Origin of the sequence: Rahnella sp. RcJ3 (genome assembly GCF_009498575.1) — a bacterium.
Taxonomy (GTDB): Bacteria; Pseudomonadota; Gammaproteobacteria; order Enterobacterales; family Enterobacteriaceae; genus Rahnella; species Rahnella aceris.
On record NZ_QSNX01000014.1, the window covers coordinates 1 to 26,192 of the forward strand.

23 protein-coding genes are annotated in these 26,192 nt (G+C 53.9%); 13 read left to right on the plus strand and 10 right to left on the minus strand.

The window, feature by feature from the left end; genetic code table 11:
- Nucleotides 1–111 precede the first annotated feature (111 nt).
- Complete coding sequence (locus DXU84_RS17835) at nt 112–705, minus strand: YhgN family NAAT transporter (protein WP_013573548.1); 594 nt, start codon at nt 703–705, stop codon at nt 112–114.
- A 210-nt stretch (nt 706–915) separates the two neighbouring features.
- Between DXU84_RS17835 and asd the strand changes: the two genes are divergently transcribed.
- The 6 genes from asd to glgP all read left to right on the plus strand — a co-directional run bounded on the left by asd (nt 916) and on the right by glgP (nt 11,927).
- Complete coding sequence (gene asd, locus DXU84_RS17840; RefSeq protein WP_013573549.1) at nt 916–2,019, plus strand: aspartate-semialdehyde dehydrogenase; 1,104 nt, start codon at nt 916–918, stop codon at nt 2,017–2,019.
- A gap of 412 nt (nt 2,020–2,431) precedes the next feature.
- The gene (gene glgB / locus DXU84_RS17845) at nt 2,432–4,615 is read left to right on the plus strand and encodes a 1,4-alpha-glucan branching protein GlgB (protein WP_013573550.1); all 2,184 of its coding nucleotides are present in this window, start codon (nt 2,432–2,434) and stop codon (nt 4,613–4,615) included.
- A complete protein-coding gene (gene glgX / locus DXU84_RS17850; protein WP_153376408.1) occupies nt 4,615–6,639 on the plus strand; it encodes a glycogen debranching protein GlgX in 2,025 nt (674 codons plus the stop codon). The genes glgB and glgX overlap by 1 nt, the downstream gene beginning before the upstream one ends.
- 17 nt (nt 6,640–6,656) lie before the next feature.
- Nucleotides 6,657–7,934 (plus strand): glucose-1-phosphate adenylyltransferase, encoded by a 1,278-nt coding sequence (gene glgC, locus DXU84_RS17855; RefSeq protein ID WP_013573552.1) that lies wholly within the window; start codon nt 6,657–6,659, stop codon nt 7,932–7,934.
- A 71-nt stretch (nt 7,935–8,005) separates the two neighbouring features.
- Nucleotides 8,006–9,442 (plus strand): glycogen synthase GlgA, encoded by a 1,437-nt coding sequence (glgA, locus tag DXU84_RS17860; protein WP_013573553.1) that lies wholly within the window; start codon nt 8,006–8,008, stop codon nt 9,440–9,442.
- 37 nt (nt 9,443–9,479) lie between these two features.
- Nucleotides 9,480–11,927, plus strand: a complete 2,448-nt coding sequence (gene glgP, locus DXU84_RS17865) for a glycogen phosphorylase (RefSeq protein WP_014411488.1) — start codon at nt 9,480–9,482, stop codon at nt 11,925–11,927.
- 144 nt (nt 11,928–12,071) lie between these two features.
- On the opposite strand, the gene glpD is transcribed toward glgP, so the two are convergent.
- From glpD to DXU84_RS17890, 5 genes are all read right to left on the minus strand, one after another.
- Nucleotides 12,072–13,583 (minus strand): glycerol-3-phosphate dehydrogenase, encoded by a 1,512-nt coding sequence (gene glpD / locus DXU84_RS17870; protein ID WP_370461810.1) that lies wholly within the window; start codon nt 13,581–13,583, stop codon nt 12,072–12,074.
- Between the two features lie 277 nt (nt 13,584–13,860).
- Nucleotides 13,861–14,619 (minus strand): DeoR/GlpR family transcriptional regulator, encoded by a 759-nt coding sequence (locus DXU84_RS17875; protein ID WP_013573556.1) that lies wholly within the window; start codon nt 14,617–14,619, stop codon nt 13,861–13,863.
- 9 nt (nt 14,620–14,628) lie between these two features.
- Nucleotides 14,629–15,462 carry a rhomboid family intramembrane serine protease GlpG gene (gene glpG, locus DXU84_RS17880; RefSeq protein ID WP_037033718.1) on the minus strand — a complete coding sequence of 278 codons (834 nt, stop codon included), beginning with the start codon at nt 15,460–15,462 and terminating at the stop codon, nt 14,629–14,631.
- 108 nt (nt 15,463–15,570) lie between these two features.
- Nucleotides 15,571–16,839 (minus strand): type II toxin-antitoxin system HipA family toxin, encoded by a 1,269-nt coding sequence (locus tag DXU84_RS17885; RefSeq protein WP_013573558.1) that lies wholly within the window; start codon nt 16,837–16,839, stop codon nt 15,571–15,573.
- A complete protein-coding gene (locus tag DXU84_RS17890) occupies nt 16,836–17,243 on the minus strand; it encodes a helix-turn-helix transcriptional regulator (RefSeq protein ID WP_232829664.1) in 408 nt (135 codons plus the stop codon). Before DXU84_RS17890 ends, DXU84_RS17885 begins: the two co-directional genes overlap by 4 nt.
- On the opposite strand from DXU84_RS17890, the gene DXU84_RS25175 reads away from it, so the two are divergent.
- Complete coding sequence (locus tag DXU84_RS25175; protein ID WP_223509957.1) at nt 17,183–17,329, plus strand: hypothetical protein; 147 nt, start codon at nt 17,183–17,185, stop codon at nt 17,327–17,329. The genes DXU84_RS17890 and DXU84_RS25175 overlap by 61 nt on opposite strands.
- 114 nt (nt 17,330–17,443) lie before the next feature.
- Here the strand turns inward: DXU84_RS25175 and DXU84_RS17895 are convergent, their stop codons facing one another.
- The 4 genes from DXU84_RS17895 to ulaG all read right to left on the minus strand — a co-directional run bounded on the left by DXU84_RS17895 (nt 17,444) and on the right by ulaG (nt 21,114).
- Nucleotides 17,444–18,634, minus strand: coding sequence for a PLP-dependent aspartate aminotransferase family protein (locus tag DXU84_RS17895; RefSeq protein ID WP_153376412.1), 1,191 nt, complete (start codon nt 18,632–18,634; stop codon nt 17,444–17,446).
- A gap of 140 nt (nt 18,635–18,774) precedes the next feature.
- A complete protein-coding gene (gene glpE, locus DXU84_RS17900) occupies nt 18,775–19,095 on the minus strand; it encodes a thiosulfate sulfurtransferase GlpE (RefSeq protein WP_014411491.1) in 321 nt (106 codons plus the stop codon).
- 84 nt (nt 19,096–19,179) lie between these two features.
- The gene (gene ulaR / locus DXU84_RS17905) at nt 19,180–19,935 is read right to left on the minus strand and encodes an HTH-type transcriptional regulator UlaR (RefSeq protein ID WP_013573562.1); all 756 of its coding nucleotides are present in this window, start codon (nt 19,933–19,935) and stop codon (nt 19,180–19,182) included.
- A gap of 114 nt (nt 19,936–20,049) precedes the next feature.
- Nucleotides 20,050–21,114, minus strand: a complete 1,065-nt coding sequence (gene ulaG / locus DXU84_RS17910; protein ID WP_013573563.1) for an L-ascorbate 6-phosphate lactonase — start codon at nt 21,112–21,114, stop codon at nt 20,050–20,052.
- A gap of 412 nt (nt 21,115–21,526) precedes the next feature.
- Here ulaG and ulaA point away from each other — a divergent pair, with 412 nt between their 5' ends.
- From ulaA to DXU84_RS17940, 6 genes are read left to right on the plus strand one after another with little or no spacing between them, the layout of a single operon-like run.
- On the plus strand, nt 21,527–22,930 hold the full coding sequence (gene ulaA, locus DXU84_RS17915) for a PTS ascorbate transporter subunit IIC (RefSeq protein WP_153376414.1): 1,404 nt from the start codon (nt 21,527–21,529) through the stop codon (nt 22,928–22,930).
- A 56-nt stretch (nt 22,931–22,986) separates the two neighbouring features.
- Nucleotides 22,987–23,295, plus strand: a complete 309-nt coding sequence (gene ulaB / locus DXU84_RS17920; RefSeq protein WP_013573565.1) for a PTS ascorbate transporter subunit IIB — start codon at nt 22,987–22,989, stop codon at nt 23,293–23,295.
- Between the two features lie 10 nt (nt 23,296–23,305).
- Nucleotides 23,306–23,776 carry a PTS ascorbate transporter subunit IIA gene (ulaC, locus tag DXU84_RS17925; protein WP_112151939.1) on the plus strand — a complete coding sequence of 157 codons (471 nt, stop codon included), beginning with the start codon at nt 23,306–23,308 and terminating at the stop codon, nt 23,774–23,776.
- Nucleotides 23,777–23,801: 25 nt separating this feature from the next.
- On the plus strand, nt 23,802–24,458 hold the full coding sequence (locus DXU84_RS17930) for a 3-keto-L-gulonate-6-phosphate decarboxylase UlaD (protein ID WP_013573567.1): 657 nt from the start codon (nt 23,802–23,804) through the stop codon (nt 24,456–24,458).
- Between the two features lie 10 nt (nt 24,459–24,468).
- Nucleotides 24,469–25,329 carry an L-ribulose-5-phosphate 3-epimerase gene (locus DXU84_RS17935; RefSeq protein WP_013573568.1) on the plus strand — a complete coding sequence of 287 codons (861 nt, stop codon included), beginning with the start codon at nt 24,469–24,471 and terminating at the stop codon, nt 25,327–25,329.
- Nucleotides 25,326–26,015, plus strand: a complete 690-nt coding sequence (locus DXU84_RS17940; RefSeq protein ID WP_014411493.1) for an L-ribulose-5-phosphate 4-epimerase — start codon at nt 25,326–25,328, stop codon at nt 26,013–26,015. Before DXU84_RS17935 ends, DXU84_RS17940 begins: the two co-directional genes overlap by 4 nt.
- Nucleotides 26,016–26,192 lie beyond the last annotated feature (177 nt).

Below are 26,192 nucleotides of genomic sequence, written 5' to 3' on the forward strand. Positions count from 1 at the left end.
AGGGTCCATGATGAGCATGAACCCTTTTTACACGAGCCACCGGATCGGTCAACTGATCCTTAAACGATCGGCATTAAGCCACGTGGCTCGCCTTTTTCGTTTTTTCTGCTGCTAAATCTTCAGATACGCCCTGATCCCATCAAGGAACATTTGTGTTGAGAGCATCACCAGAATCAGGCCCATCAGGCGTTCGAGGGCGCTGACGCCTTTGTCGCCGAGCAGGCGCAGGAACAAGTTCGACAGCAGAAGGATCGCCATCGACATGCCCCAGGCGATAAACAGCGCCAGCGTGAGATGACTCATCTGATTCGGGTACTGGTGCGAAAGCAGCATCAGCGTCGCGAGAATCGACGGGCCAGCAACCAGCGGGATGGCCATCGGTACGAGGAAGGGTTCTTCACCGGCTGGCAGGCCGCTGCTGCTTTTCTCTTCTGACGGGAAAATCATTTTGATGGCAATCAGGAACAGAATAATACCGCCGGAAATCGACACGGTTTCGGTACGTAAATTCAGGAACGACAGGATTTTTTCCCCGGCGAACAGGAAGATCAGCATCAGGATCAGTGCGATCAGCATTTCGCGGATTAACACGACCCGGCGACGTTTCGGGTCGAGATGTTTTAAAACCGACATAAAAATCGGTAAGTTGCCCAGCGGATCCATAATTAAAAACAGCAAAATGGTTGCTGAAATCATTTCGGTCATGACTACCTCAGAAAAAATGCCTGTTATAAGTTGCGCTGCTATTAAAAGCTGCACTATTGATTAAATTCACTTGCCACTTCTACTACATTTTGTAAGGTGGTAGACCAGCGCGTTAACGGGGCACAGTGCATCAAAACAGGCACTAACTTAGTGCAAACGCGCGTTCAAGCCGTTTTAAGCAGTTATCACCCTCAGGGCAGGACAGATATTATGAAAAATGTAGGTTTCGTTGGCTGGCGCGGGATGGTCGGTTCTGTACTCATGCAACGCATGATTGAAGAACGCGATTTCGACGCTATCCGTCCGGTATTCTTCTCCACCTCTCAGCACGGTCAGGCCGCGCCTTCTTTCACGGGTCAGTCCGGAACCTTGCAGGATGCCTATGATCTGGACGCTCTGAGCGCGCTGGACATTATCATCACCTGTCAGGGCGGCGATTATACCAATGAAATCTATCCTAAGCTGCGTGAAATCGGTTGGTCTGGCTACTGGATTGACGCAGCATCCTCTCTGAGAATGGAAGATGACGCGATAATCATCCTTGACCCGGTGAACAGCGCAGTGATCCATCAGGGCATCGACAAAGGCATTAAAACCTTTGTGGGCGGTAACTGTACCGTCAGCCTGATGCTGATGTCGCTCGGCGGCCTGTTTGCGAATGACCTGATCGAGTGGGCGTCTGTTGCCACGTACCAGGCAGCTTCCGGTGGCGGCGCGCGTCATATGCGTGAACTGCTGACCCAGATGGGTATGCTGCATAGCAGCGTGGCGAAAGAGCTGGAAAACCCGGCGTCCGCCATTCTGGACATCGAACGTAAAGTGACCGCGCTGACCCGCAGCGGTACGTTGCCAACCGATAACTTCGGTGTTCCGCTGGCGGGCGGTCTGATCCCGTGGATCGACAAACAGCTCGATAACGGCCAGACCAAAGAAGAATGGAAAGGTCAGGCGGAAACCAACAAAATTCTCGGCACTTCCAGCATTATTCCGGTGGATGGCCTGTGTGTTCGTATCGGCGCGCTGCGTTGTCACAGCCAGGCTTTCACGCTGAAATTGAAACAAGACGTGTCAATTCCGGAAATCGAACAGATGCTGGCTTCGCATAATGACTGGGTTCGCGTGATCCCAAATGACCGCGAACTGTCGATGCGTGAACTGACGCCAGCGGCTGTCACCGGCACCATGAATACACCGGTCGGCCGTCTGCGTAAACTGAATATGGGCCCGCAATATCTGTCTGCATTCACCGTGGGTGATCAGCTGCTGTGGGGCGCGGCAGAGCCTTTACGCCGCATGCTGCGTATTCTTCTCTAACGCGATGCAATATTGAAAACTGCCCTGTTTTCTTTGTAAAGATTTCCCTGCGGGACACCAGCACGGTGTCCCGTTTTTGATTCTGTCATCAATCACTTCACCGTTTATCCGCCTTTTTCCAGCGCAACTCTCTGTATTTCATTTTGCGAAAAATTCATCGGTTTCTTCCCGCTGATTTTTCGAACCTTTGTCTATGCTTAGTAGAAGAGCTATGCCTCTTTGAGAAGCTGAAATAAGCACTTATTTGGAAATTGTGAGCGTAAGCGTCATCGCGCACTTTTTGGCAAAACCGAAACACAGCCGGATCACAAAGCGGCGATAAAAAGGGGAGCACACTGGGATCACGTTTCGTATTGAATACCTGAATGATTTTATTGGATTTATTGATTTAATTAATCATAGGACGAAATACATGTCTGTACTTCCCGATCAGCACGTCATTAACCAAATTATATCTGGCCACTACGCTGATCCTTTTTCTCTTTTGGGTATGCATTCTGTGGCCGCCGGGCTGGAAGTGCGTGCCCTGTTGCCGGATGCGGATCAGGTCTGGGTTATTGATGTAGAAAAAGGTAAACAGGTGGCGGAACTGCGTCGTTACGATGATCGCGGTTTCTTTGTCGGCCTGATCCCGCGGCGTAAAAATGCCTTTCGTTACAAGCTGGAAGTCCGCTGGGGCGAGAATCTGCATGTGATTGACGATCCGTACCGGTTCGGCACATTGTTGCAGGAACTGGATATCTGGTTGCTGGCAGAAGGCACGCACCTGCGGCCATACGAAAAACTCGGCGCACATCTGCAAACGCTGGATGACGTCGAGGGTGTCAGTTTTGCCGTCTGGGCACCGAACGCCACGCGGGTTTCCGTCGTGGGTGAATTCAACTTCTGGGACGGCCGCCGACACCCGATGCGCCAGCGCCGTGAAAATGGTATCTGGGAACTCTTCATTCCCGCCGTCCGCGAAGGTCAACTGTATAAATTCGAAATTATCGACTGCCGCGGGCATGTCAGCCTGCGCGCCGACCCTTATGCTTTTGAGGCGCAGATGCGTCCGGATACTGCCTCGTGCGTGCGTAAATTACCGGATGTTGTGCCGCATTCAGAAAGCCGAAAGAAAGCCAATGCGCTGAATCAGCCGGTTTCCGTGTATGAAGTGCACCTGGGTTCCTGGCGTCGTCATACCGATGATAATTTCTGGCTCAGCTATGGTGAACTGGCCGAGCAATTAGTCTCATATGCCAAATGGATGGGTTTTACGCACATCGAACTGATGCCGGTCAACGAACATCCGTTCGACGGGAGCTGGGGTTATCAGCCGCTTGGCATGTATGCGCCGACCCGTCGTTTCGGCACGCCGATGGAATTCAAAGCCTTTGTTGATGCCGCGCATAACGCCGGGCTGAACGTCATTCTCGACTGGGTGCCGGGACATTTTCCGAGCGACACCTATGGTTTAGCGCAGTTTGACGGCACCGCGCTGTACGAATATGCCGATCCCCGTGAAGGTTATCATCAGGACTGGAACACGCTGATTTATAACTATGGCCGCCATGAAGTGCGTAACTATCTGGCAGGCAATGGTTTTTACTGGATTGAACGGTTTGGCATTGACGGCCTGCGTGTCGATGCGGTGGCTTCCATGATTTACCGCGATTACAGCCGTAAAGCCGGGGAGTGGATCCCTAATTATTACGGTGGCCGCGAAAACCTCGAAGCCATTTCCTTCCTGAAATACACCAACCAGACTATTGGTCGTGAACTCGGCGGTGCGGTGACGCTGGCGGAAGAATCGACCGATTATCCTGGCGTCACCATGCCGCCGGATGCTAACGGGCTGGGTTTCCATTACAAGTGGAATATGGGCTGGATGCACGACTCCCTGACCTATATGCAGCTTGATCCGGTTCACCGCAAATATCATCACAATCTCATGACATTCGGCGTGCTTTACGCTTACAGCGAGAACTTCATATTGCCGCTGTCGCACGACGAAGTGGTACACGGTAAAAAATCCTTGCTGGATAAAATGCCCGGCGATGTGTGGCAGAAGTTCGCCAACCTGCGCGCCTACTACGGCTTTATGTGGGCACATCCGGGTAAGAAACTGCTGTTTATGGGCAATGAATTTGCGCAGGGGCGTGAGTGGAATTTTGACGCCAGCCTCGACTGGCATCTGCTTGACGATCCAAGCGGCTGGCACAGCGGCGTACAACATCTGGTACGCGACCTGAACCAGACCTATCAGGCCAATGCGCCGTTGTATGAGCTCGATTACAACCCGCGCGGTTTCGAATGGCTGGTGGTCGACGATCACGAAAACTCGATTTTCGCCTTTGCCCGCCGTGACGAAAATGGCGGTGAAGTGATCGTCATCAGTAACTTTACGCCGGTTCCGCGTGAGCATTATCGCATAGGCATCAGTCAGCCTGGGCGTTATCACGAAATCCTCAATACCGATTCGCATTTCTACCGTGGCAGTAATGTCGGCAACGGTTGCGATATTTACAGTGAAAATATTGGCCATCATCAGCGTGACCATTCGATCAGCGTGACTATTCCGCCGCTGGCGACGGTTTATTTGCGAAGGGAGGCGTAATGAAACAGCTCGGTCCCGGTCTGCCCGCACCTTTTGGTGCGCATCTCAGAGATAGTGGCGTCAATTTTTGCCTGTACTCTGCACATGCGGAAAAAGTGGAACTCTGTCTTTTTGATGAGACCGGCAGCGAGCAACATTTGCCTTTGACCGGGCGCACCGGCCATCTCTGGCATGGGTTTGTGCCGGGGCTGAAAGCCGGACAACGCTACGGCTACCGGGTTTACGGACCGTTCGACCCGAAAAAGGGTCACCGGTTTAACCCGAAGAAAGTGCTGATCGACCCAAGCGCACGTGCGATTGACGGCGTACTGCTCGACAACGCACGGTTCACCGGCGGCACCGATGCGCCCGACGATAAAGACAGCGCCGTGGTTGCGCCGAAATCCGTGGTGGTCGCCGGAAATTTCGACTGGGGTGATGATCAACCGCCCGCGAAACCCTGGGGTGAAACGGTGATTTACGAGGCGCATGTGCGCGGCCTCACTCGCCAGCATCCCCATATTCCGGCAGCCCTTCGCGGCACCTATGCCGGGCTGGCGCATCCGGTGATGCTTGAATATTTGCAGCATCTGGGCGTCACCGCGATAGAACTTTTGCCGGTGCAGCATCATGCCGACGAACCACGCCTGCAACACCTTGGACTGAGTAATTACTGGGGCTACAACGTGCTGGCACCGTGCGCGGTTGAACCGCGTTACGCCAGCGGGCTGGGCGGTGTATCGGCGCTGAATGAATTTAAATCGGCGGTTAAAGCACTGCATCAGGCGGGTATTGAAGTGATCCTCGATGTGGTGTTCAACCACAGCGCTGAGCTGGATATCGACGGGCCGTTTATTTCGTTTCGTGGCATTGATAACGCCAGCGGGTACTGGCTTAACGACGACGGTTCCGACAACAACATGACCGGCTGCGGCAACACGATACGGCTGATGGACGAGGACATGATCGCCTGGACCCTCGATTGCCTGCATTACTGGGTACGTGAATGTCATGTTGACGGCTTCCGTTTTGATTTAGCGACAGTTCTCGGCAGAACGCCGGAATTCACCGCACAATCGCCGTTGTTCCTGGCCATTAAACACGATGACATCCTCTCGAAAATCAAACTGATTGCCGAGCCGTGGGATATCGGGGCCGGGGGCTATCAGCTCGGAAATTTCCCCGCACCCTTTGCCGAATGGAGTGATGTGTGGCGCGACGATATGCGCCAGTTCTGGCTGCATGGCGATCTTTCTCTGGGGCAGTTTGCCGGGCGTTTTGCCGCCTCCGCCGACAAGTTCAACCCCGCGCAGCGTGAGCCTTACTCCAGCATCAACATGCTGACGGCGCACGACGGCTTCACGTTGCGCGATCTCGTCAGTTTTAACCAGAAACATAACCAGGCCAACGGTGAAGAAAATCGCGACGGCCATAACGAAAATTTCAGCCAAAACCACGGTGAAGAAGGGCTTGCGGCGTCTGAAGGCGTATTACAGCAGCGCCGTCTCAGCCAGCGTGCCTTGCTGGCGACGCTCTGTTTGTCACAGGGCACGCCGATGTTGCTGGCCGGTGATGAACTCGGCAACAGCCAGTCGGGCAACAACAATGCCTACTGTCAGGACAATCCGCTGACCTGGCTGGACTGGGAGAACGCCGATGAAAGCCTGACAGCCTATACCTGCGCGCTGATTGCGCTGCGCCGGAAAATTCCGGCACTGACGCAAAACCGCTGGTGGCAGGAAGGCAGCGATGACGTGCAATGGCTGAATCAACAGGGGCAACCGATGAGCCCCGGCGACTGGGAGCAGGGGCCGCAGCAGTGGCTGCAAATCTGCCTGTCACAGCGCTGGTTGGTGATCGTTAATGCCTCACTGCACGAGGTGGATTTGCACCTGCCGCCGGGAAACTGGCAGCCAGTGGCACCGTTCAACAGCGTGCTTTTTGATGAGGAACCCCGGCGTGTCATGGAAGGCTCGCAATGGCGGGCAGCAGCAAAAACCCTCTGTGTCCTACAAGATTTCACTTCACAGAGCCGGTCATTATAAAAACAAAGGAGTCAGATATGGCGACATTAGATAACCGGGACCCGGTCATGCTGGCAAGGCAGTTGCCGCTGAAATCCGTGGCATTAATCCTTGCCGGGGGCCGTGGTTCAAGACTGAAAGATTTAACCGCAACCCGGGCAAAACCCGCCGTTCACTTTGGCGGAAAATTCCGCATCATTGATTTCGCCCTGTCAAATTGCCTGAACTCCGGCATTCGTCGCATCGGCGTGATTACACAATATCAGTCACACACGCTGGTTCAGCATATCCAGCGCGGCTGGTCTTTCCTTAACGAAGAAATGAACGAATTCGTGGATTTACTTCCGGCGCAGCAACGCCACAGCACCGAGCACTGGTACAAAGGTACCGCCGATGCGGTTTATCAGAATCTGGATATCATCCGCCGCTATAACGCCGAGTTTGTGGTGATCCTGGCGGGTGATCATATCTACAAGATGGACTACTCGCGGATGCTGATCGACCACGTGCAGAAGGGCGGTGAATGTACCGTCGCCTGCCTGGAAGTGCCGCGCACCGAGGCCAGTGAATTCGGTGTTATCGGCGTCACTGAGGATTATCACATCACCAGTTTCGTCGAAAAACCCAAAGACCCGCCGCCGATGCCCGGCAATCCCGATATGGCGCTGGCGAGCATGGGCATCTACATTTTTAATGCAGACTATCTGTTTCGCATGCTCGAAGAAGATATGGCGAGTGAAGAGTCGAGCCACGATTTCGGCAAAGACCTGATCCCGAAACTGACCCGTCAGGGCGTCGCCCGCGCGCATCCGTTTGGTCTTTCCTGCGTCACGCAAAACGATGAAGCGCCGCCGTACTGGCGTGATGTCGGCACGCTCGATGCCTACTGGCGCGCTAATCTGGATCTGGCGTCAGTCACGCCGGAGCTGGATATGTACGACCGCGACTGGCCGATCCGTACCCACATGGAGCCGCTGCCGCCCGCCAAATTTGTACAGGATCGCTCAGGCAGCCACGGCATGACCATGAATTCGCTGGTGGCCGGTGGCGTGATTGTTTCCGGTTCGGTGGTGGTGCATTCCGTGCTGTTCCCGCGGGTACGCGTCAACTCTTTCTGCAATATCGATTCGGCCATCATCCTGCCGGATGTGAATGTGGGGCGTTCATGCCGTCTGCGCAAATGCGTCATTGACCGCGCTTGTCAGATCCCTGAAGGCATGGTGATTGGTGAGAATGCCGATGAAGACAGCCGCCGTTTCTACCGTTCGGAAGGTGGCGTGGTGCTGGTGACCCGCGCAATGCTGGCGAAACTATAAACAGACGATAGAAGTACGACTTTTCGTCATCCCGGTGAACGCCGGGATGACCGGGATAATCAGGAGCGCGAATGCAGGTTTTACATGTTTGTTCTGAGCTGTTTCCGCTGTTAAAAACGGGCGGCCTTGCGGATGTCGCCGGTGCATTACCCGCCGCTCAGATTGCGGAAGGCGCGGATGTCCGCGTGCTCATTCCGGCTTTCCCTGACGTCAAAAAAGGACTGGGGGAAACACAGGTGATTGGCACGCTGGCAACTTTTGCCGGGCATGTCACCCTTTCACTGGGTTACTTTGATGGCGTGGGTATTTATCTGATTGATGTGCCGGGATTGTATGACCGTCCCGGCAGCCCGTATCACGATCAATCGTCGTTTGCCTATCCGGATAACCATCTGCGCTTTGCGTTGCTGAGCTGGATGGCCTGCGAACTGGCACTGAATTTCGATCCACACTGGCAACCCGATATCGTCCACTCTCATGACTGGCACGCCGGTCTATGTTCCGCGTATATCCGCGCCCGTAATGCGCCGGTGCGGACGGTTTTCACCGTACATAATCTGGCGTTTCAGGGGCTGTTTGGCGCGCATCATCTCGATGAGCTGTATATCCCGCGCGAGTTCTTTCAGATGCACGGGCTGGAATTCTACGGCCAGATATCTTTCCTGAAAGCCGGTCTGTTCTATTCCGACCACGTGACCACCGTCAGCCCAACGTACGCGAAAGAAATCACCCGTCCGGAATTTGGCTATGGCATGGAATCGCTGCTGCTGGAACGTGAAATGCAAGGGCGGCTGACGGGGATCCTTAACGGCGTCGATGATGCTATCTGGCAGCCGCGTGATGACGTGCTGCTGTCAGCGCGTTACGACGCGGAGGATTTACGCTCGAAAGCGGTCAATAAAGCCTATCTGCAACGGGCGATGGGGCTGGATGTGGATGATTCGCGGCTGGTATTTGCTGTCGTCAGTCGCCTGACCAGCCAGAAAGGGCTGGATCTGGTGCTGGAAGCCTTGCCGGATTTACTCGAACGCGGCGGTCAGCTGGCGCTGCTGGGCGCGGGTGACGCGGTGCTGCAACAGGCATTTCTGGCAGCCGCGGCGGACAACCCTGGCCAGGTCGGCGTGCAGCTCGGCTATCACGAAGCGTTTTCCCATCGCATTATCGGCGGGGCGGATGTCATTATGGTGCCGAGCCGTTTTGAGCCTTGCGGATTAACCCAATTATATGGCCTCAAATACGGTACGTTGCCGCTGGTGCGCCGCACCGGCGGGCTGGCCGACACGGTGGTCGATTGTGCACTGGAAAATCTGGCCGACGGAACAGCCAGTGGTTTTGTCTTTGAAGAAGCAACGGGGAAATCGCTGGGAAATGCGATCCGCCGGGCATTTGTTTTGTGGAGCCGACCGAAACACTGGCGACACGTCCAACAACACGCCATGGGTATTGATTTTGGCTGGAAGGTGGCTGCGCAGGAATATATCACCCTGTATAACCGCCTGCTGTCCTGACCCTGAACGTAGCTAACTTGATCGGGAATGTAACGCTATGACTTCACCGTTTAATTACAACTCACCGACAGTCAGTGTCGAAGCGCTTAAGCATTCTATTGCCTATAAACTGATGTTTATCATCGGCAAGGATCCGTCTATTGCGACACAACACGACTGGCTGAACGCCACATTGTTTGCGGTGCGCGATCGCATGGTGGAACGCTGGTTGCGTTCTAACCGGGCGCAAACCTCACAGGACGTCCGGCAGGTTTATTACCTGTCGATGGAGTTTCTGATTGGACGGACGCTTTCCAATGCGTTGCTGGCGATGGGTATTTACGACGACCTGAAAAGCGCGCTTGATGAAATGGGCTTTGATCTCGAAGAACTGATCGGTGAAGAAAATGACCCTGGTTTAGGCAACGGCGGTCTCGGACGACTGGCGGCCTGTTTCCTTGATTCGCTGGCGACGCTGGCGCTGCCGGGGCGCGGTTACGGCATCCGGTATGAATACGGTATGTTTGCGCAAAGCATCATCAACGGTGAGCAAAAAGAAGCGCCGGATTACTGGCTGGAATACGGTAACCCGTGGGAATTCCAGCGTTACAATACCCGTTATAAAGTGCGTTTCGGCGGACGGGTGCAGCATGAAGGCATCAAAACCCGCTGGCTGGAAACCGAGGAGGTCATCGCCTGCGCCTATGATCAGGTCATTCCCGGCTACGACACCGACGCGACCAACACGCTGCGCTTGTGGGGCGCGCAGGCCAGTAACGAAATCAATCTGGGGAAATTTAATCAGGGCGATTACTTCGCGGCGGTGGAAGATAAAAACCATTCTGAGAACGTGTCCCGCGTGTTGTATCCCGATGACTCAACTTATTCTGGCCGCGAGCTGCGGTTGCGTCAGGAATATTTTCTGGTGTCGGCGACCGTGCAGGATATTCTCAACCGGCATTACACCACGCACCATACTTACGACAATCTGGCCGATAAAATCGCCATCCACCTCAACGACACGCACCCGGTATTGTCGATCCCTGAGCTGATGCGCCTGTTAATCGACGAGCATAAATTCGAGTGGCAAGCCGCGTGGCAAACCGTGTGCAGCGTGTTCTCTTACACCAACCACACGCTGATGAGCGAAGCGCTGGAAACCTGGCCGGTAGACATGATCGGCAAAATCCTGCCGCGTCATCTGGAGATTATTTTCCAGATTAACGATCACTTCCTGAAAGAAGTGGCGGAAAAGATCCCCAATGATAATGGCCTGCTGTCGCGTGTCTCGATTATCGATGAAGGCAATGGCCGCAAAGTGCGGATGGCATGGCTTGCGGTGATCGCCAGCCACAAAGTTAACGGTGTGTCTGAGCTGCATTCCGAGCTGATGGTGCAGTCGTTGTTTGCTGATTTCGCCCGTATTTATCCGGACCGTTTCTGTAATAAAACCAACGGCGTGACGCCGCGCCGCTGGCTGGCACTGGCCAACAAACCGCTGTCAGCGGTAATTGACGATGCCATCGGCCAGACCTGGCGTTCTGATCTCAGCCAGCTGGCGGAACTGAAACAGAATCTGGATTACCTGAGCTTCCTGCAGGCAATCCGCAAGGCCAAGCTGGACAACAAAAAACGGCTGGCGCTGTATATCGCCCAGAAGCTGAATATTGTGGTGGATCCGAAAAGCCTGTTCGACGTGCAGATTAAGCGTATCCACGAATATAAACGTCAGCTAATGAATGTGCTGCACGTCATCACCCGTTATAACCGCATTCTCGAAGAGCCAGATGCCGAATGGGTGCCACGCACAGTGATTTTCGCCGGCAAAGCGGCCTCGGCGTATTATGCGGCGAAGCAGATCATCCGGCTGATCAACGATGTGGCGGCGGTGATCAACAACGATCCGCGTATTGGCAACAAGCTGAAGATCGTTTTCATTCCGAACTACAGTGTCAGCCTGGCGCAACTGATCATTCCGGCGGCAGATCTTTCCGAGCAAATCTCTCTGGCCGGTACCGAAGCCTCCGGCACCAGTAACATGAAATTTGCTCTCAATGGCGCGCTGACTATCGGTACGCTTGACGGTGCCAACGTCGAAATGCTCGAACACGTGGGCGAGGAGAATATCTTTATCTTTGGCAATACCACGCCGCAGGTCGAGGAATTACGCCGCAAAGGCTACAACCCGCATACTTACTTCGAGCAGGACGCCGAGCTGCATCAGGTGCTGACGCAAATCGCCACCGGGGTCTTCAGCCCAGGCGAGCCGAAGCGCTACACCAACCTGTTCGATACGCTGGTCAATCTCGGCGATCACTATCAGGTGCTGGCGGATTACCGCAGTTATGTCGATACGCAGGATAAAGTCGATGAGCTGTATAAACTGCCGGAAGAATGGACGCGCCGCACGCTGCATAACATCGCCAACATGGGCTATTTCTCCTCGGACCGTACCATTCAGGAATACGCCGATGAGATCTGGAACATTAAGCCGGTGAAGTTGTAGAGGAGTCGCTCCCTCCCCTGCGAAGGGGAGGGTTGGGGTGGGGTATTAAGGTCAAAAACAAGATGTTAAGTGTGCATAAGCACTTGTTTTGTCTGTTAAACCCCCTCCCGGCCTCCCCCTTCGCAGGGGGAGGAGCTAACTAAATCAAGACGCCAGCGACAGATGTTTCTTCTGCTGTTTGTGCGTTTCCAGCCACTCGGCGACGCGTTGTTGCTGGGTTTTATCCAGCCACATACCGAGTTTGGTACGACGCCAGATGGCATCATCAAGCTGTGAAACCCACTCTTTTTCCACCAGATAACGCAGTTCAGCTTCGTAGAATCCGTGACCGAAATCTTCGCCCAGCGATTCAAGACTGGTCGCGTCATTCAGGAATAACTCTGTCTGGCTGCCGTACGTACGCGCATAACGGCGTGCCAGTGATTCCGGTAACCATTTGAAGCGGGAACGCAGATTGGCGCTGTAGGTATCACGGTCTCCGTTCAGTTTCCCGCCAGGCAGCACGGCCGTTTTGGTCCACGCCGGGCCGGCTTTCGGATAGTACTTCACCAGTTTTTCCAGCGCGTGTTCTGCCAGTTTACGGTAGGTGGTCAGCTTGCCGCCGAATACAGAAAGCAGCGGCGCTTTGCCATCCTGATCGTGAACGTCGAGCGTGTAATCGCGGGTCACCGCCTGTGGTGAATCTGATTCGTCATCGCACAGCGGGCGCACGCCGGAATAAGTCCAGACGATGTCTTCAGTGGTCAGTTGTTTCTTAAAGTGGTCGTTATACACTTTCAGCAGATAACCGATTTCATTGTCATCGATTTTCACGTCTTTCGGATCGCCGTGATATTCCACGTCGGTGGTGCCGATGATGGAGAATTCATCCATCCACGGGATCACGAAAACAATGCGGTGATCTTCGTTTTGCAGAATGTAGGCCTGCGGCTGATTGTGTGCACGGGGCACCACAATATGGCTGCCTTTGATCAGACGGATGCCGTATGGCGATTTCAGCTTCAGGCCGTCGTCGAAGAAATGTTTTACCCACGGACCGGTAGCGTTCACCAGACCTTTGGCGTGCCAGGTGAAGGTTTTGCCGGTGTCGATATCTTCGGCTTCCACCATCCACATGCCGTCCTCACGCCATGCGCGGGTCACGCGGGTGCGGGTACGAACTTCGCCGCCACGTTCTTCCACTTCCTGTGCATTGACGACCACTAAACGCGCATCGTCGACCCAGCAATCCGAGTATTCAAAACCTTTGGTCAGTTCTGGTTTCAGCACGGACTCGCTGCCGAATTTCAGACCTTTACTGGCCGGCAGGCTGGTGCGTTTGCCCAGATGGTCGTACAGGAACAAACCGGCGCGGATCATCCAGGCCGGGCGCAAATGCGGCTGATGCGGTAAACGGAAACGCATCGGGAATGCAATATGCGGTGCCATTTTCAACAGCACTTCACGTTCAGCCAGCGCTTCGCTGACCAGACGGAATTCGTAATGTTCCAGATAGCGCAGGCCACCGTGGATCAGTTTTGAACTGGCCGAAGAGGTCGCGCAGGCCAAGTCTTGCGCTTCAAGCAGCAGAACAGACAGCCCGCGGCCAGCTGCGTCGACTGCGATGCCGGTACCATTAATACCGCCACCAATTACGATCAAGTCTTTGGTTTCCACGTCATCTTCCTCCAGATGTTCGCAATAGCTCTTTTATGTTCGTTTTCGCTCACGATTGTAATCGAGAATCGACAAACAAGCCAAGCGTTAACCAAATAAAAACAATTATGCGTGATGAAGGTAACATTTTTGTGTCGGTTTCGAGCAAAATAGCAAGGCGGGGACGAAACCGAACGCCGCTACGCGTGGAATTTTTCGAAATTGTTCGTTTTGCCGGGCGGGGCGGAGGGAGGAAAAGCAGGAGCGCCAGCCGCAGCGCTCCTTAAATGCAGGCAAATCAGCACAGTTCGAGATGCACGTCGTACTTGTCGATTATCTGCTTCACGCTGTCCGGCGGCTGTTTATCAGTGAACAGATAATGAATCAGATCCATTTTGCCGAGGTTGACCATCGCGTTTCGGCCAAATTTGGAATGGTCCGTCACCAGCATCACGCAGCGGGAGTTTTCGATAATCGCGCGTTTGGTACGGGCTTCGTGATAGTCGAATTCGAGCAGCGAACCGTCCATATCGATGCCGCTGATGCCGAGAATGCCGTAATCAAGGCGGAACTGAGAGATGAAATCGAGCGTTGCCTCGCCCATGATGCCGCCGTCGCGGGCGCGCACTTCACCGCCTGCGAGGAACAAACGAAAATCCTCTTTGGCTGTCAGCAGCGTCGCGACGTTCAGGTTGTTGGTCACGATGCGCAGATTTTTATGGTTAAGCAGCGCATGCGCCACGGCTTCCGGCGTGGTGCCGATATCAATAAACAGCGTTGAACCGTCAGGGATCTGGCTGGCGACTCGTTCGGCGATACGCGCTTTCGCTTCCGACCACATCACTTTACGGTCGTTGTATGCCGCATTCACCGAGCTGGACGGCAAGGCTGCCCCACCATGGTGACGGTGAATTTTATTCTGTTCCGCCAGATCATTCAGATCACGGCGGATAGTTTGCGGGCTGACTGCAAAATGCTCCACCAGCTCTTCGGTGCTGACATACCCCTGCTGGCGGACTAAATCGATAATCGCATCATGGCGTTGTGTTTGTTTCACCCGAATCCCCTACTTATTTTTTTTGTTGCGCGGAGTGCGCGTGTCAACAAATGCCATGACCAGGCCGAGACCCAGACCAAACGCATGCGCGGCATTCGACACGGCCGCGCCGCCCGTAGCATAGCCAATGAACATAAAAATCAGCGAAATGACCAGTAATCCGCCGGGCACATACAGACGACTTTCCGGTTTCAACTGGCCGGTCAGCCAGGCGTAACCCATCAGCGCGTACACCACACCGGATAATCCGCCGAACCACGAACCGCTGACCATCGACTGGCCCCAGCCGCTGATCAGGGCCGAAATGAGTGTCACGGTGAACAGTTTGCCGCTGCCCAGATGCATCTCAATCTGGCTGGCGAGATACCACCACCATGCCAGATTAATCAGCAAGGCAATAAAGGAGAAATTCATCAGAGCCGGGGTGAACCAGCGCCATAACTGGAAAACGCGCGAACTGTCCGGCCAGGCGAGCCAGCTCATCACCAGTTCGTCGCCGACCATCTGTTGCAGGATAAACACCGCCAGACTCAGCACAATCATGCCTATCGTCAGCGGCCCGGCGCGGCTGCGCAGGGTTTTCAGGAAGGGCGTGTGCGACATCTTTAAATGTGGCTGTGCCTTGCCGGTTTTCCAGCTTGCTTCCTGATAGCGTGGATGCAGGGGATCGCGCACAAACAGCGCCACCTGCTTCTCGGCCTCTTCCAGACGGGATTCATCTTCCAGCCAGAGCTGCACTTCCTGACTTTCGTGTTTCATCGTCAGCGTAAAACCCTGGGTTGCCATGTAATCGACAAAAGCCTGAGCCAGGCGGGGGTTGTTCAGGTTAAGAATGCGCACCATAGCGTTTAGCGGTTTCCCTAATTGTTTGACTGCGGTAATTCATTGTTATGTAGACAGGCGATAATGGTATCGCCTGATTATCTGTCAGCAGGCTTCTGGTTAACAGGGTCATGCTAACCTAAATGCTGATGACATCGCATTTTGCTCGCGTACAGAGAGGCCAATTTTGCTGGCAATCGTTGGCCACTGTCTGACGATTTGCTGGCAGCGACGGATGATATCCAGCGCATCGCTGTTTGAAATCCTAAACACCGGCGCGACAGAAAGCGCTAAATCGAGATCCATCGCATTATCGGATTCGCTGATATTCAGTTTTAATCCTGTGCTTTGCGCCACCGGATTCATGTCATAGGCGGGTGAAAGACGCCATCCTTTTCCCGGTTCCAGTAGAAAACCGTGATTGCGCAGATGATCGTCGGTATTGGATACCAGCAAATTGAACACGATACGCGACCAGAGTTCGCGTAAATCCTGATTTGGCTGCGCGCCCTGATTAATAATTACCGCCGCCAGCTCAAGGTAGCTGATACCTGAAGAGGCGTCGTCGCCATCCTGATGGCCGGTCAGCGTCATCGCCGAGGCAAAGTGTTTACGCTGACCCTCTGTCGTCCGGTCAAAACGCTTCACTAAAAAACAATGATGAGGATTGGCGTAGCGGCGGGCAAGGCTTTCAGGCACATTCAGACCACAGGCTTTTGCCAGCGTATTGACGACCAACTCCCATGCACCGATATCATATTCGTCATTAATGCTGGGAAATTTTGCTATCCACAGATGACCATCTGGTGCGCTGACGCTGGCTTTTGGGCGGGCGCCGCCAAGCGATCCGCCTGGTGCAATCAGTAAACGTAACCATTCATCTCCTGCGGCATCCTGATTTTCACGGTCCTTTTCCAGCGCCCGGCTGGCGGCTTCGAGTTCACGAATTTGAATGAAAGGAGGAGCAGCGACATCATGACGGTCATCCAGAAAATTGCCTTCATCATTGAGCCGAAACCGCAGCGCGCCGATACGAAAACTGTCATGCACGCCCAGCAGGTAATCAGATTCATAAAGACGCTGGCTTGCAGAGGCCACACCTGCCCGTTTTTCACGTTCCAGCCGTCTTTTCATCAACAACCGTCCCCAGCGATCCGGACTGGTATCCGCAAAGGCACCAAAAATATCCTGCCTTTGTGCCGGATATTGGGGGCCAGTGAATAACCCTATTCGTGGATCAAGCTGAAGATGGGCAAAATCAGGATGCTCCAGCGCAGCCTGATCATATTCAAAGGCAAAAATTTCGCGACCTGCAGCCTGATGCACATTGAGATAACCGATGCGCAAAGGCGATGGGAGGGGCGCCCAGTCGGCATACACGGCAATCCTTACCGTCATTTCTTCGTCCTTTTATGGGTTTTTTTACCGGTATTTTCACCACCTTGAAGCAGTGACGCTAATGAACCCGCACTTAAAAAATCATCCTTAGCCCAGTCACTTTCTGTATCCGGTTCATCTTGTTTTAAAAGAGTATTATCTGAGGACACAGAGGAAGGCGTCCGTTTTGAACGGGAGTTGCGTGAGGTGGGTTTACGGGGAATTAATGTAGCGTCCTGCAACTGGCGGCCGAACGGATCATCTTTGAGCAACAAATTGAGATCTTGTTCTACGCCCAGAACCTGCATTACCGCCAGACAGGCACCGAGAGTGACGCCTGTGTTGCCGCGTTCAAGATTGCGCAATGTCATGGGAACCATACCTGCCCGTTCTGCGACCTGTGCTGCCGTCAGTTTGCGGCGCAACCTCGCCAGACGAAGACGATCGCCAAACTCAGTTAATAGCGATTCAGTTGCCGGAAGCAAGGGCGATGTTTTTCGGGGCATGGTAGCAGCCAATTTGAAGTGTAAACTGAAAGTATTATGGCGATATATGCTCTATATCGCCATAATAATTACACTTTAGCATGCAGGAGATGTGATGCTGAGCGTGATTTCAGATCCGCTTAAAGCCCTTCCAGCGCCTGTTGCAGATCAGCAATCAGGTCTTCGGTATCTTCGATACCGATGCTGATGCGCACCAGTCCGTCGGTGATACCGCTCTGGCGGCGAACTTCCGGCGCGACGGCGCTGTGCGTTGTCGATGCCGGATGGCAGGCCAGCGAATCGGTGTCGCCGAGCGATACCGCCTGCGTGATGATGCTCAGCTTATCGAGGAACGTCCGTGCGGCGTTGAGGCCGCCTTTCAGCTCAATGGCCATAATCCCGCCAAACAGTTTCATTTGTTTTGAGGCGGTGGCATGTCCCGGATGCTGCTTCAGCCCCGGATAGAACACGGTGTCTACCGCGCTGTGGCCGTCGAGGAATTCCGCCACCGCCTGTGCGCTCAGCGAACTGGCTTCGACGCGCAGCGGCAGAGTTTTCAGGCCGCGGATCAGCAAACTGGCTTCGAACGGGCTCAGGTTGCCGCCGAACTGCTTCAGACTCAGGGTGCGGATTGGCGTGATTAATGCCGCCGAACCGGCCACTACGCCACCGGTCGCATCGCCGTGACCGCTGATGTATTTGGTCGCGGAATGCAGAACGATATCAATGCCCAGTTCCAGCGGGCGCGTCAGGTACGGTGTGGCAAAAGTATTATCCGCCACACTGACTGCACCGGCGGCTTTCGACAGACGGGCGACTTCAGCCAGATCGGCGATATCCAGTCCCGGGTTAGCCGGGGTTTCCACCAGCACCACTTTGGTGTTTTTTGTGAATGCCGCTTCCAGTTCGCTCACATGGGTAACGTGAACCGGTTTGATGCCATAACGTGGCAGCAGGTTACGCACCACGCCTTCAGTGCCGCCATACAGCGTGCCGATATGAATGATTTCATCGCCGGGAACCAGCAGGGCAAACAACGTGGCGCTGATCGCTGCCATGCCACTCGCGCAGGCAACGGCGGTTTCTGCACCTTCGAGCGCCGCCAGTTTCTGTTCAAAAACGGCCACCGTCGGATTGGCGAAACGGCTGTAAATATAACCCGGTTCTTCACCACTGAAACGGCGTACGCCGCTGTCAAAATCCGGATATGAAAATGCCGATGCGGCGGTGATAGGTGTCGCAATCGCGCCGGTCAGGGCATCGGGCTGCTGTCCGCCATGAACGGCGAGCGTACGCATCCCTAAAGAACGTGAAGTGTTCAGTTTTTTCATCTTGGAATCCTGTCGATAGTAGGCAGAAATTATATCAACACTGGAGAAAGGTAGCTTTTTCAGCTTAAGAACATTTTCGGCGCAAACCCGATAGCCTGGTTATAAAGACTATAGCGTGCGCCGGCGTCAATAAAGGGGGATCAGGCTTCGATATCTTGCGGGAAGGTTTGCGACCAGGCTTCGAAACCGCCGTCAACGCTGTAGACCGATTCGAAACCCTGAGAAATCAAAAATTGCGCGGCACCGCGGCTGCTGATGCCGTGATAACACATCACCAGTACCGGTGTTTTGGCATCGGCATGCTGGATAAACGCAGGCAGGCTGTCGTTGCTCAGGTGATAAGCGCCAGGTGCATGTGCTGCGCCGAAGCTTTGCGGGTCACGAATATCGACCATCACGGCTTCGCCTGAGGTCAGGCGGGAATGTGCTTGTTCAACGCTGATTGCTTCAAATTGTTCCATTCTGGTCTTGCCTCATAAAAGGTTATGCCGCCATTCTACCCAATAATTGCACAACTAAGACCAGACGAAATACAGGGATAAAGGCTAAACCAGGATCACCTGCACGCCTTTCTGACGTAATTGCCCGATGATTTCATCATTCGCTTCTTTGCCGGTGATCAGCACATCGATTTGTTCGGTGCGGCTGAACAGCATGCCCGCGCGCTGGCCGATTTTGCTGCTGTCGACCAGTACCGCCAAATTCCCAACATAATTCAACATCTTCTGCTCGGCCATCGCGGTCAGCATATCGGTTTTGTACAGGCCATCGGCGGTCAGCCCCGCGCCGCTGGTGAACATCCAGTGCCCGGCATACAGGCTGGCATCGCCGTCTTGTGGTGCCAGCGTAATTGACTGACTTTTATTGTACTGACCGCCCATGATCACCACGCTGTCGTGCTCCTGTTCAATCAGATAATTGGCCAGCGGCAGATAATTGGTAATGACCTGAATATCTTTTCCGCACATTTCACGGCCGAGCAGAAACGCCGTCGAACCGCAGTTTATCACCACGCTTTCACCCGGCTGGCACAGTTCGGATGCCGCTTTGGCGATGCGCATTTTCTCGTTGAGATTGTGCGTCTGATGGATATTCAGCGGTGTCCAGTTCTGGCGTGGCTGATTCACGGCTTCAGCGCCATTGCGCACTTTCCGCAATTTGCCCAGTTCGTTGAGCTTGGTGATGTCACGACGCGCCGTAGCGGGTGAAATATCAAACTGATCAATCACATCAGCGACGGAAATCTGCCCCTGACGTTGCAGCAGATCGAGAATAGCATTGTGGCGTTGTGGCTCAGTCATGGTGGCTCCGCAGGTAAATAGGTGATTACCGCGTGATTATAAACGAGCAGTAATGGCAATTACATGGTTTATAAAAAAGCGGAGTCTGCTGCCTCCGCCTGTTCATAACATACTTTATAAGAAAGACTTGAATGGCAGATCAGTCTCTGTCGTAAAGCAGTCGTCAAAGCCACGCGGATAGTGATACTCGAAGTTATCCTTATCATCCGGATACGTGAATTTACCGCCGACCTGCCAGATAAACGGCTTGAAGCCGTATTTCAGGCGATCTTTTTTCATCTCCCACAGCACGCGGATTTCCTGCGGATCGGCCTGGAAATTCGACCAGATATCATGGTGGAACGGAATAACGACTTTGGTGTTGAGGGATTCCGCCATGCGCAGCATATCGACGCTGGTCATTTTGTCGGTCACACCACGCGGGTTTTCGCCATAAGAGCCGAGCGCCACGTCTATCTGATATTCGTTACCGTGTTTGGCGTAGTAGTTGGAATAGTGCGAATCGCCGCTGTGATACAGGTTACCGCCCGGCGTTTTGAACAAATAATTCACCGCGCGCTGATCCATCATATCCGGCAATACCCCTGCGGCTTTCTGGTCTGCGGGCAGGGTGATCAGCACCGTGCGGTCGAAAGAATCCAGTGCGTGAATTTCCACGTCTTTGATCCTCACCACTTTGCCCGGCGTCATCACGATGCAACGACTGGCGGGCACGCCCCAGCTCATCCACAAATCCACACAGGTTTGCGGGCCGATAAAGGGCACGTCAGCAGCACAGTTTTGCATGACAGCGGCGGCCACGTTCACATCGATATGATCGTTATGATCGTGGGTGGATAACACCGCGTCGATCTCCCTGATCGCAAAGGGATCGAGCACAAACGGTGTGGTGCGCAGATTCGGCTGGAGCTTCTTTACACCGGCCATGCGCTGCATCTGGTGGCCGGTTTTCATCAGCGGGCTGCTGTGATTTTGCTTGCCGACGCCACACCAGAAATCGACACAAATATTCGCGCCGCCCTCAGACTTCAGCCAGATCCCCGTACAGCCCAGCCACCACATGGCAAAGGTGCCCGGCGCGACCTTTTCCTGCTCGATCTCTTCGTTTAACCAGGTGCCCCATTCCGGGAAAGTGCTGAGGATCCAGGATTCGCGGCTGATCGTTTCTACTTTGCTCATAGTATTCCCTCATCTGAGTTGGCTTTGAAATAGAGTCACAATAAATCATTTAGTGATTATATATGATTTGTTTGTGAGAAGTTATCATCGAAAATTCATAATGACAATGATTATAAACGAGCGATTTTTAGCATTAAGCAGGGGGTGACAAAGGAGGATGGGAGGATTTCAGGCGGTTTTCACATGCCTTTTTTTGTAGTATATGGCTGATATTTATCATAAAAACAGAGTGATTTAGTTTGTTAGCTCATTCTGCCGATGACGATATCTTGCGAGACTGCTCACAAATAATCATTGCGAATCTTTATTTGATTCGATGTGAGCATTAGAGTGCGTTTGTCCCTCACTTTTTAGCGCAGCGGTTATGTTCAAGTGCGTTGAAGAGATCAAACAAGGTCAGACGGAGAGTCTTATGGAATTCCTCTACACCATCTTCACCGTATTTTTTAATCAGGTAATGACTAACGCGCCGTTGCTGCTGGGTATTGTGACCATGCTCGGTTACATCCTGCTCAGGAAGAGCGCGACGGTGATTATCAAGGGCACCATCAAAACCATTATCGGCTTTATGTTACTGCAGGCGGGGTCCGGCATTCTGACCGGTACCTTCAAACCGGTGGTGGCAAAACTTTCAGAAGTGTATGGCATTAACGGTGCAATATCAGATACCTATGCCTCAATGATGGCCACGGTGGAGCGCATGGGCGAGGCCTATAGCTGGGTCGGTTACGCGGTGCTGATCGCCCTGGCGCTGAATATCCTGATGGTGGTATTTCGCCGCATTACCGGCATTCGCACCATCATGCTGACCGGCCATATCATGTTCCAGCAGGCGGGGCTGATTGCGGTGTTCTTCTTCATCATGGGCTATCCGATGTGGACCACCATCTGGTCAACCGCAATTCTGGTATCCCTGTACTGGGGAATTACCTCGAACATGATGTACAAACCGACGCAGGCCGTGACCGAAAACAGCGGCTTCTCGATTGGTCACCAGCAGCAATTTGCCTCGTGGATCGCTTATAAAATCGCGCCGTATCTCGGCAAGAAAGAAGACAGTGTTGAAGATCTCAAACTGCCGGGCTGGCTGAATATTTTCCATGACAATATCGTGTCTACCGCCATCGTGATGACCGTGTTCTTCGGCATCATTCTGTGTTCCTTCGGCCTCGACACCCTGCAGCAAATGGCCGGAAAAACCCACTGGACGATTTACATCCTGCAAACCGGTCTGATGTTTGCAGTGGCGATTTTCATCATTATTCAGGGCGTGCGTATGTTCGTTGCTGAACTGACCGAAGCCTTTAACGGCATCTCCCAACGCCTGATCCCGGGTGCCGTGCTGGCCATCGACTGCGCGGCTATTTACAGCTTTGCGCCGAACGCCGTGGTCTGGGGCTTTATGTGGGGCACCATCGGCCAGCTGATTGCTGTCGCCATTCTGTTTGGCATGGGCTCTTCCATCATGATCATCCCCGGCTTTATCCCGATGTTCTTCTCTAACGCCACCATCGGCGTGTTTGCCAATCACTTCGGCGGCTGGCGCGCGGCGCTGAAAATCTGTCTGGTAATGGGGATGATCGAAATCTTCGGCTGCGTCTGGGCCATCAAACTCACCGGCCTGAGCGCCTGGATGGGCATGGCAGACTGGTCGATTCTGGCACCGCCAATGGTGCAGGGCTTCTTCAGCATCGGTATGGCCTTTATGGGCGTCATTGCGGTGATTGTGCTGCTCTACATGTTCTTCGCGGGTCGCGCATTGCGGGCCGAAGAAGATGCTGAAAAACAGGCGCTTAATCAGTCCGTTTCTCACTAATGACTGTTCACTAATGACTTCTCACAAATAACTTCTCACCAAACAAAGAGGTTCCCATGACAGTACGAATTCTGGCGGTATGCGGTTGCGGGCAAGGCAGTTCGATGATCATGAAGATGAAAATCGGCCAGTTTCTGACGCAGGAAGGCGTGGATCACACCATGAATAGCTGCGCGGTGGGGGAATACAAATCCGAGCTGAGCGGGGCTGACATTATTGTCGCCTCCACGCACGTGGCGGATGAAATCACCGTCAGCGGCAACAAATACGTGGTCGGCGTGCGCAACATGCTGTCGGCGGCGGACTTCGGTCCGAAAGTGATGGAAGTGATTAACGCGCACTTTTCCGCAGACCTGAAAAAGTAAGGAGCGATGTATGAAACTGCGAGATTCGCTGGCTGAAAACAACTCGATTCGCCTCAACGCAGAAGCAGAAACCTGGCAGGGCGCAGTGAAAATTGGCGTCGATATGCTGGTAGAAGCCGGAGTGGTAGAGCCGCGTTATTACCAGGCGATTCTGGACGGCGTCGAACGTTTCGGGCCGTATTTCGTGATCGCGCCCGGGCTTGCCATGCCGCATGGCCGTCCGGAAGAAGGTGTGCTGAAAACCGGTTTTGCGCTGGTGACGCTGAAAAAACCGCTGGTGTTCAATCATGAAGATAACGATCCGGTGGATATCCTCATCACGCTGGCGGCGGTGGATGCCAATGCGCATCAGGAAATCGGCATCATGCAGGTGGTGAACCTGTTTGATGATGAAGCCAATTTTGACCGCCTGCGTGCCTGCACCACGGCGCAACAGGTGCTGGATCTGATCGACCTGACCTCCGCCACGGCGGTTCACTAATTCGTTAGCAGAGAAGGAATATATTATGTCTCATTCATTACCGATGTTGCAGGTGGCGCTGGATAACCAGTCGATGGACGACGCTTACAAAACCACGCGTCTGATCGCCAGCGAAGTCGACATTATCGAAGTCGGCACTATTTTGTGTGTCGCAGAAGGTGTGCGCGCGGTGCGTGACCTTAAGGCGCTGTATCCGGAAAAAATTGTGCTGGCCGATGCCAAAATCGCCGATGCCGGAAAAATCCTCTCGCGCATGTGTTTCGAAGCCCATGCTGACTGGGTGACGGTGATTTGCTGTGCCGACATCAACACCACCAAAGGTGCGCTGGAAGTGGCGAAAGAATTTAACGGCGACGTGCAGATTGAGCTGACCGGTTACTGGACGTGGGAACAGGCGCAGGAATGGCACGACGCAGGCATCGGGCAGGTGGTTTATCACCGCAGCCGCGACGCGCAGGCCGCCGGGGTGGCGTGGAGCGATGCCGATATCTCGGCGATTAAACGCCTTTCCGCCATGGGTTTTAAAGTGACCATTACCGGCGGACTGGCGCTGGAAGATTTGCCGCTATTTAAAGACATTCCGGTGCACGTCTTTATCGCCGGACGTAGTATCCGCGACGCCAAAGATCCGGTTGACGCAGCACGTCAGTTCAAAAAATCCATTCGCCAGCTCTGGGGCTAAGGAACACCGAATGATGCATAAAGCCGTTCCACTCGGTATCTATGAAAAAGCCCTGCCTGCGGGCGAAGACTGGCTGATGCGCCTGACACTGGCGAAAGAGCTGGGCTTCGATTTCGTTGAAATGTCGGTGGATGAAACCGACAACCGGCTGGCGCGGCTGGACTGGTCACGCGAGCAACGTTTGCGGGTAGTTGATGCAATATCGCGCACCGGCATCCGCATTCCGTCCATGTGCCTGAGCGCGCACCGGCGGTTCCCGCTTGGTGCAGAAGATGATGAAACCCGCAATCAGGGTCTGGAAATCATGCGCAAGGCCATCGTGCTGGCGCAGGATCTCGGCATTCGCGTGATCCAGCTTGCCGGTTATGACGTGTATTACCAGCAGGCCAATGAAAATACCCGCGAGCGTTTTCGCGATGGCTTGCAGGAGTCCGTCGAAATGGCCAGTCGTGCGCAGGTCACGCTGGCGATGGAAATCATGGATTACCCGCTGATGAATTCGATCAGCAAAGCGCTGGGTTACAGTCATTACCTGAACAATCCGTGGTTCCAGCTTTATCCGGATATCGGCAATTTATCGGCATGGGATAACGACGTGCAGATGGAACTGGCAAGCGGCGCAGGGCATATCGTCGCTGTGCATGTTAAAGACACACAGCCCGGCGTATTCAAAAACGTCCCCTTTGGCAACGGCGTGGTGGAGTTCGAGCGTTGCTTTGCCACGCTGCAAAAAAGCGGTTATCGCGGGCCGTACCTGATCGAAATGTGGAGCGAAACCGCCGCCGATCCGATGCAGGAAGTGCGCAACGCCCGCGCCTGGGTGGTCGATAAAATGCAGAAAGCCGGGCTTAACATGGAGGAAACCCGATGACGGATGCACTGAAACAACGCGTATTTGAAGCCAACATGGCGCTGCCCGCTTTTGGTCTGGTGACCTTCACGTGGGGGAATGTCAGCGGTATTGATCGCGAGCGCGGTATTGTTGTGATCAAACCGAGCGGCGTGGAATACGAGAAAATGCAGGTCAGCGATATGGTCGTGCTGAACCTGCAAGGCGACGTCGTGGAAGGGCATTACAAACCCTCTTCAGATACCGCCACGCATCTCGAACTTTACGCCCGTTTCCCGCAGCTTGGTGGCATCGTGCACACCCATTCGACCTATGCGACCTCATGGGCGCAGGCCGGCGTCGCCATCCCGCCACTCGGCACCACACACGCGGATTATTTTGCCGGTGCCATTCCCTGCACCCGGCCTTTATCGCGTAAGGAAGTCAGCGGAGAGTACGAACTGGAAACCGGCAAAGTTATCGCCGCGTCGCTGACCGGCATCGATCCGCTGCATATGCCGGGCATTCTGGTCGCCCAGCATGGCCCGTTCTGCTGGGGAATCACGCCGGAACAGGCGGTACACAACGCGGTGGTGCTGGAAGAAGTCGCGAAAATGGCGTGGATCACCGGTTCAATCCGGCGTGACCAAACCCCGATGGACGATTATTTGCTGCACAAGCACTTCAGCCGCAAGCACGGGCCGGATGCGTATTACGGGCAGAAATAATAGCTATTGAGATGCCATTAAAACCCCTCCCCTGCGAAGGTGAGGGTTGGGGCGCGGTTTTAATGGCATCTCCGCCATCCCTTCGACATGATTTCATGCATTTTTCCTCATCCCCGCAGTGAGCATTTTTCCAGCATAGGGTTTATACATAGATATCGCGATCACACTTTTTCTCGC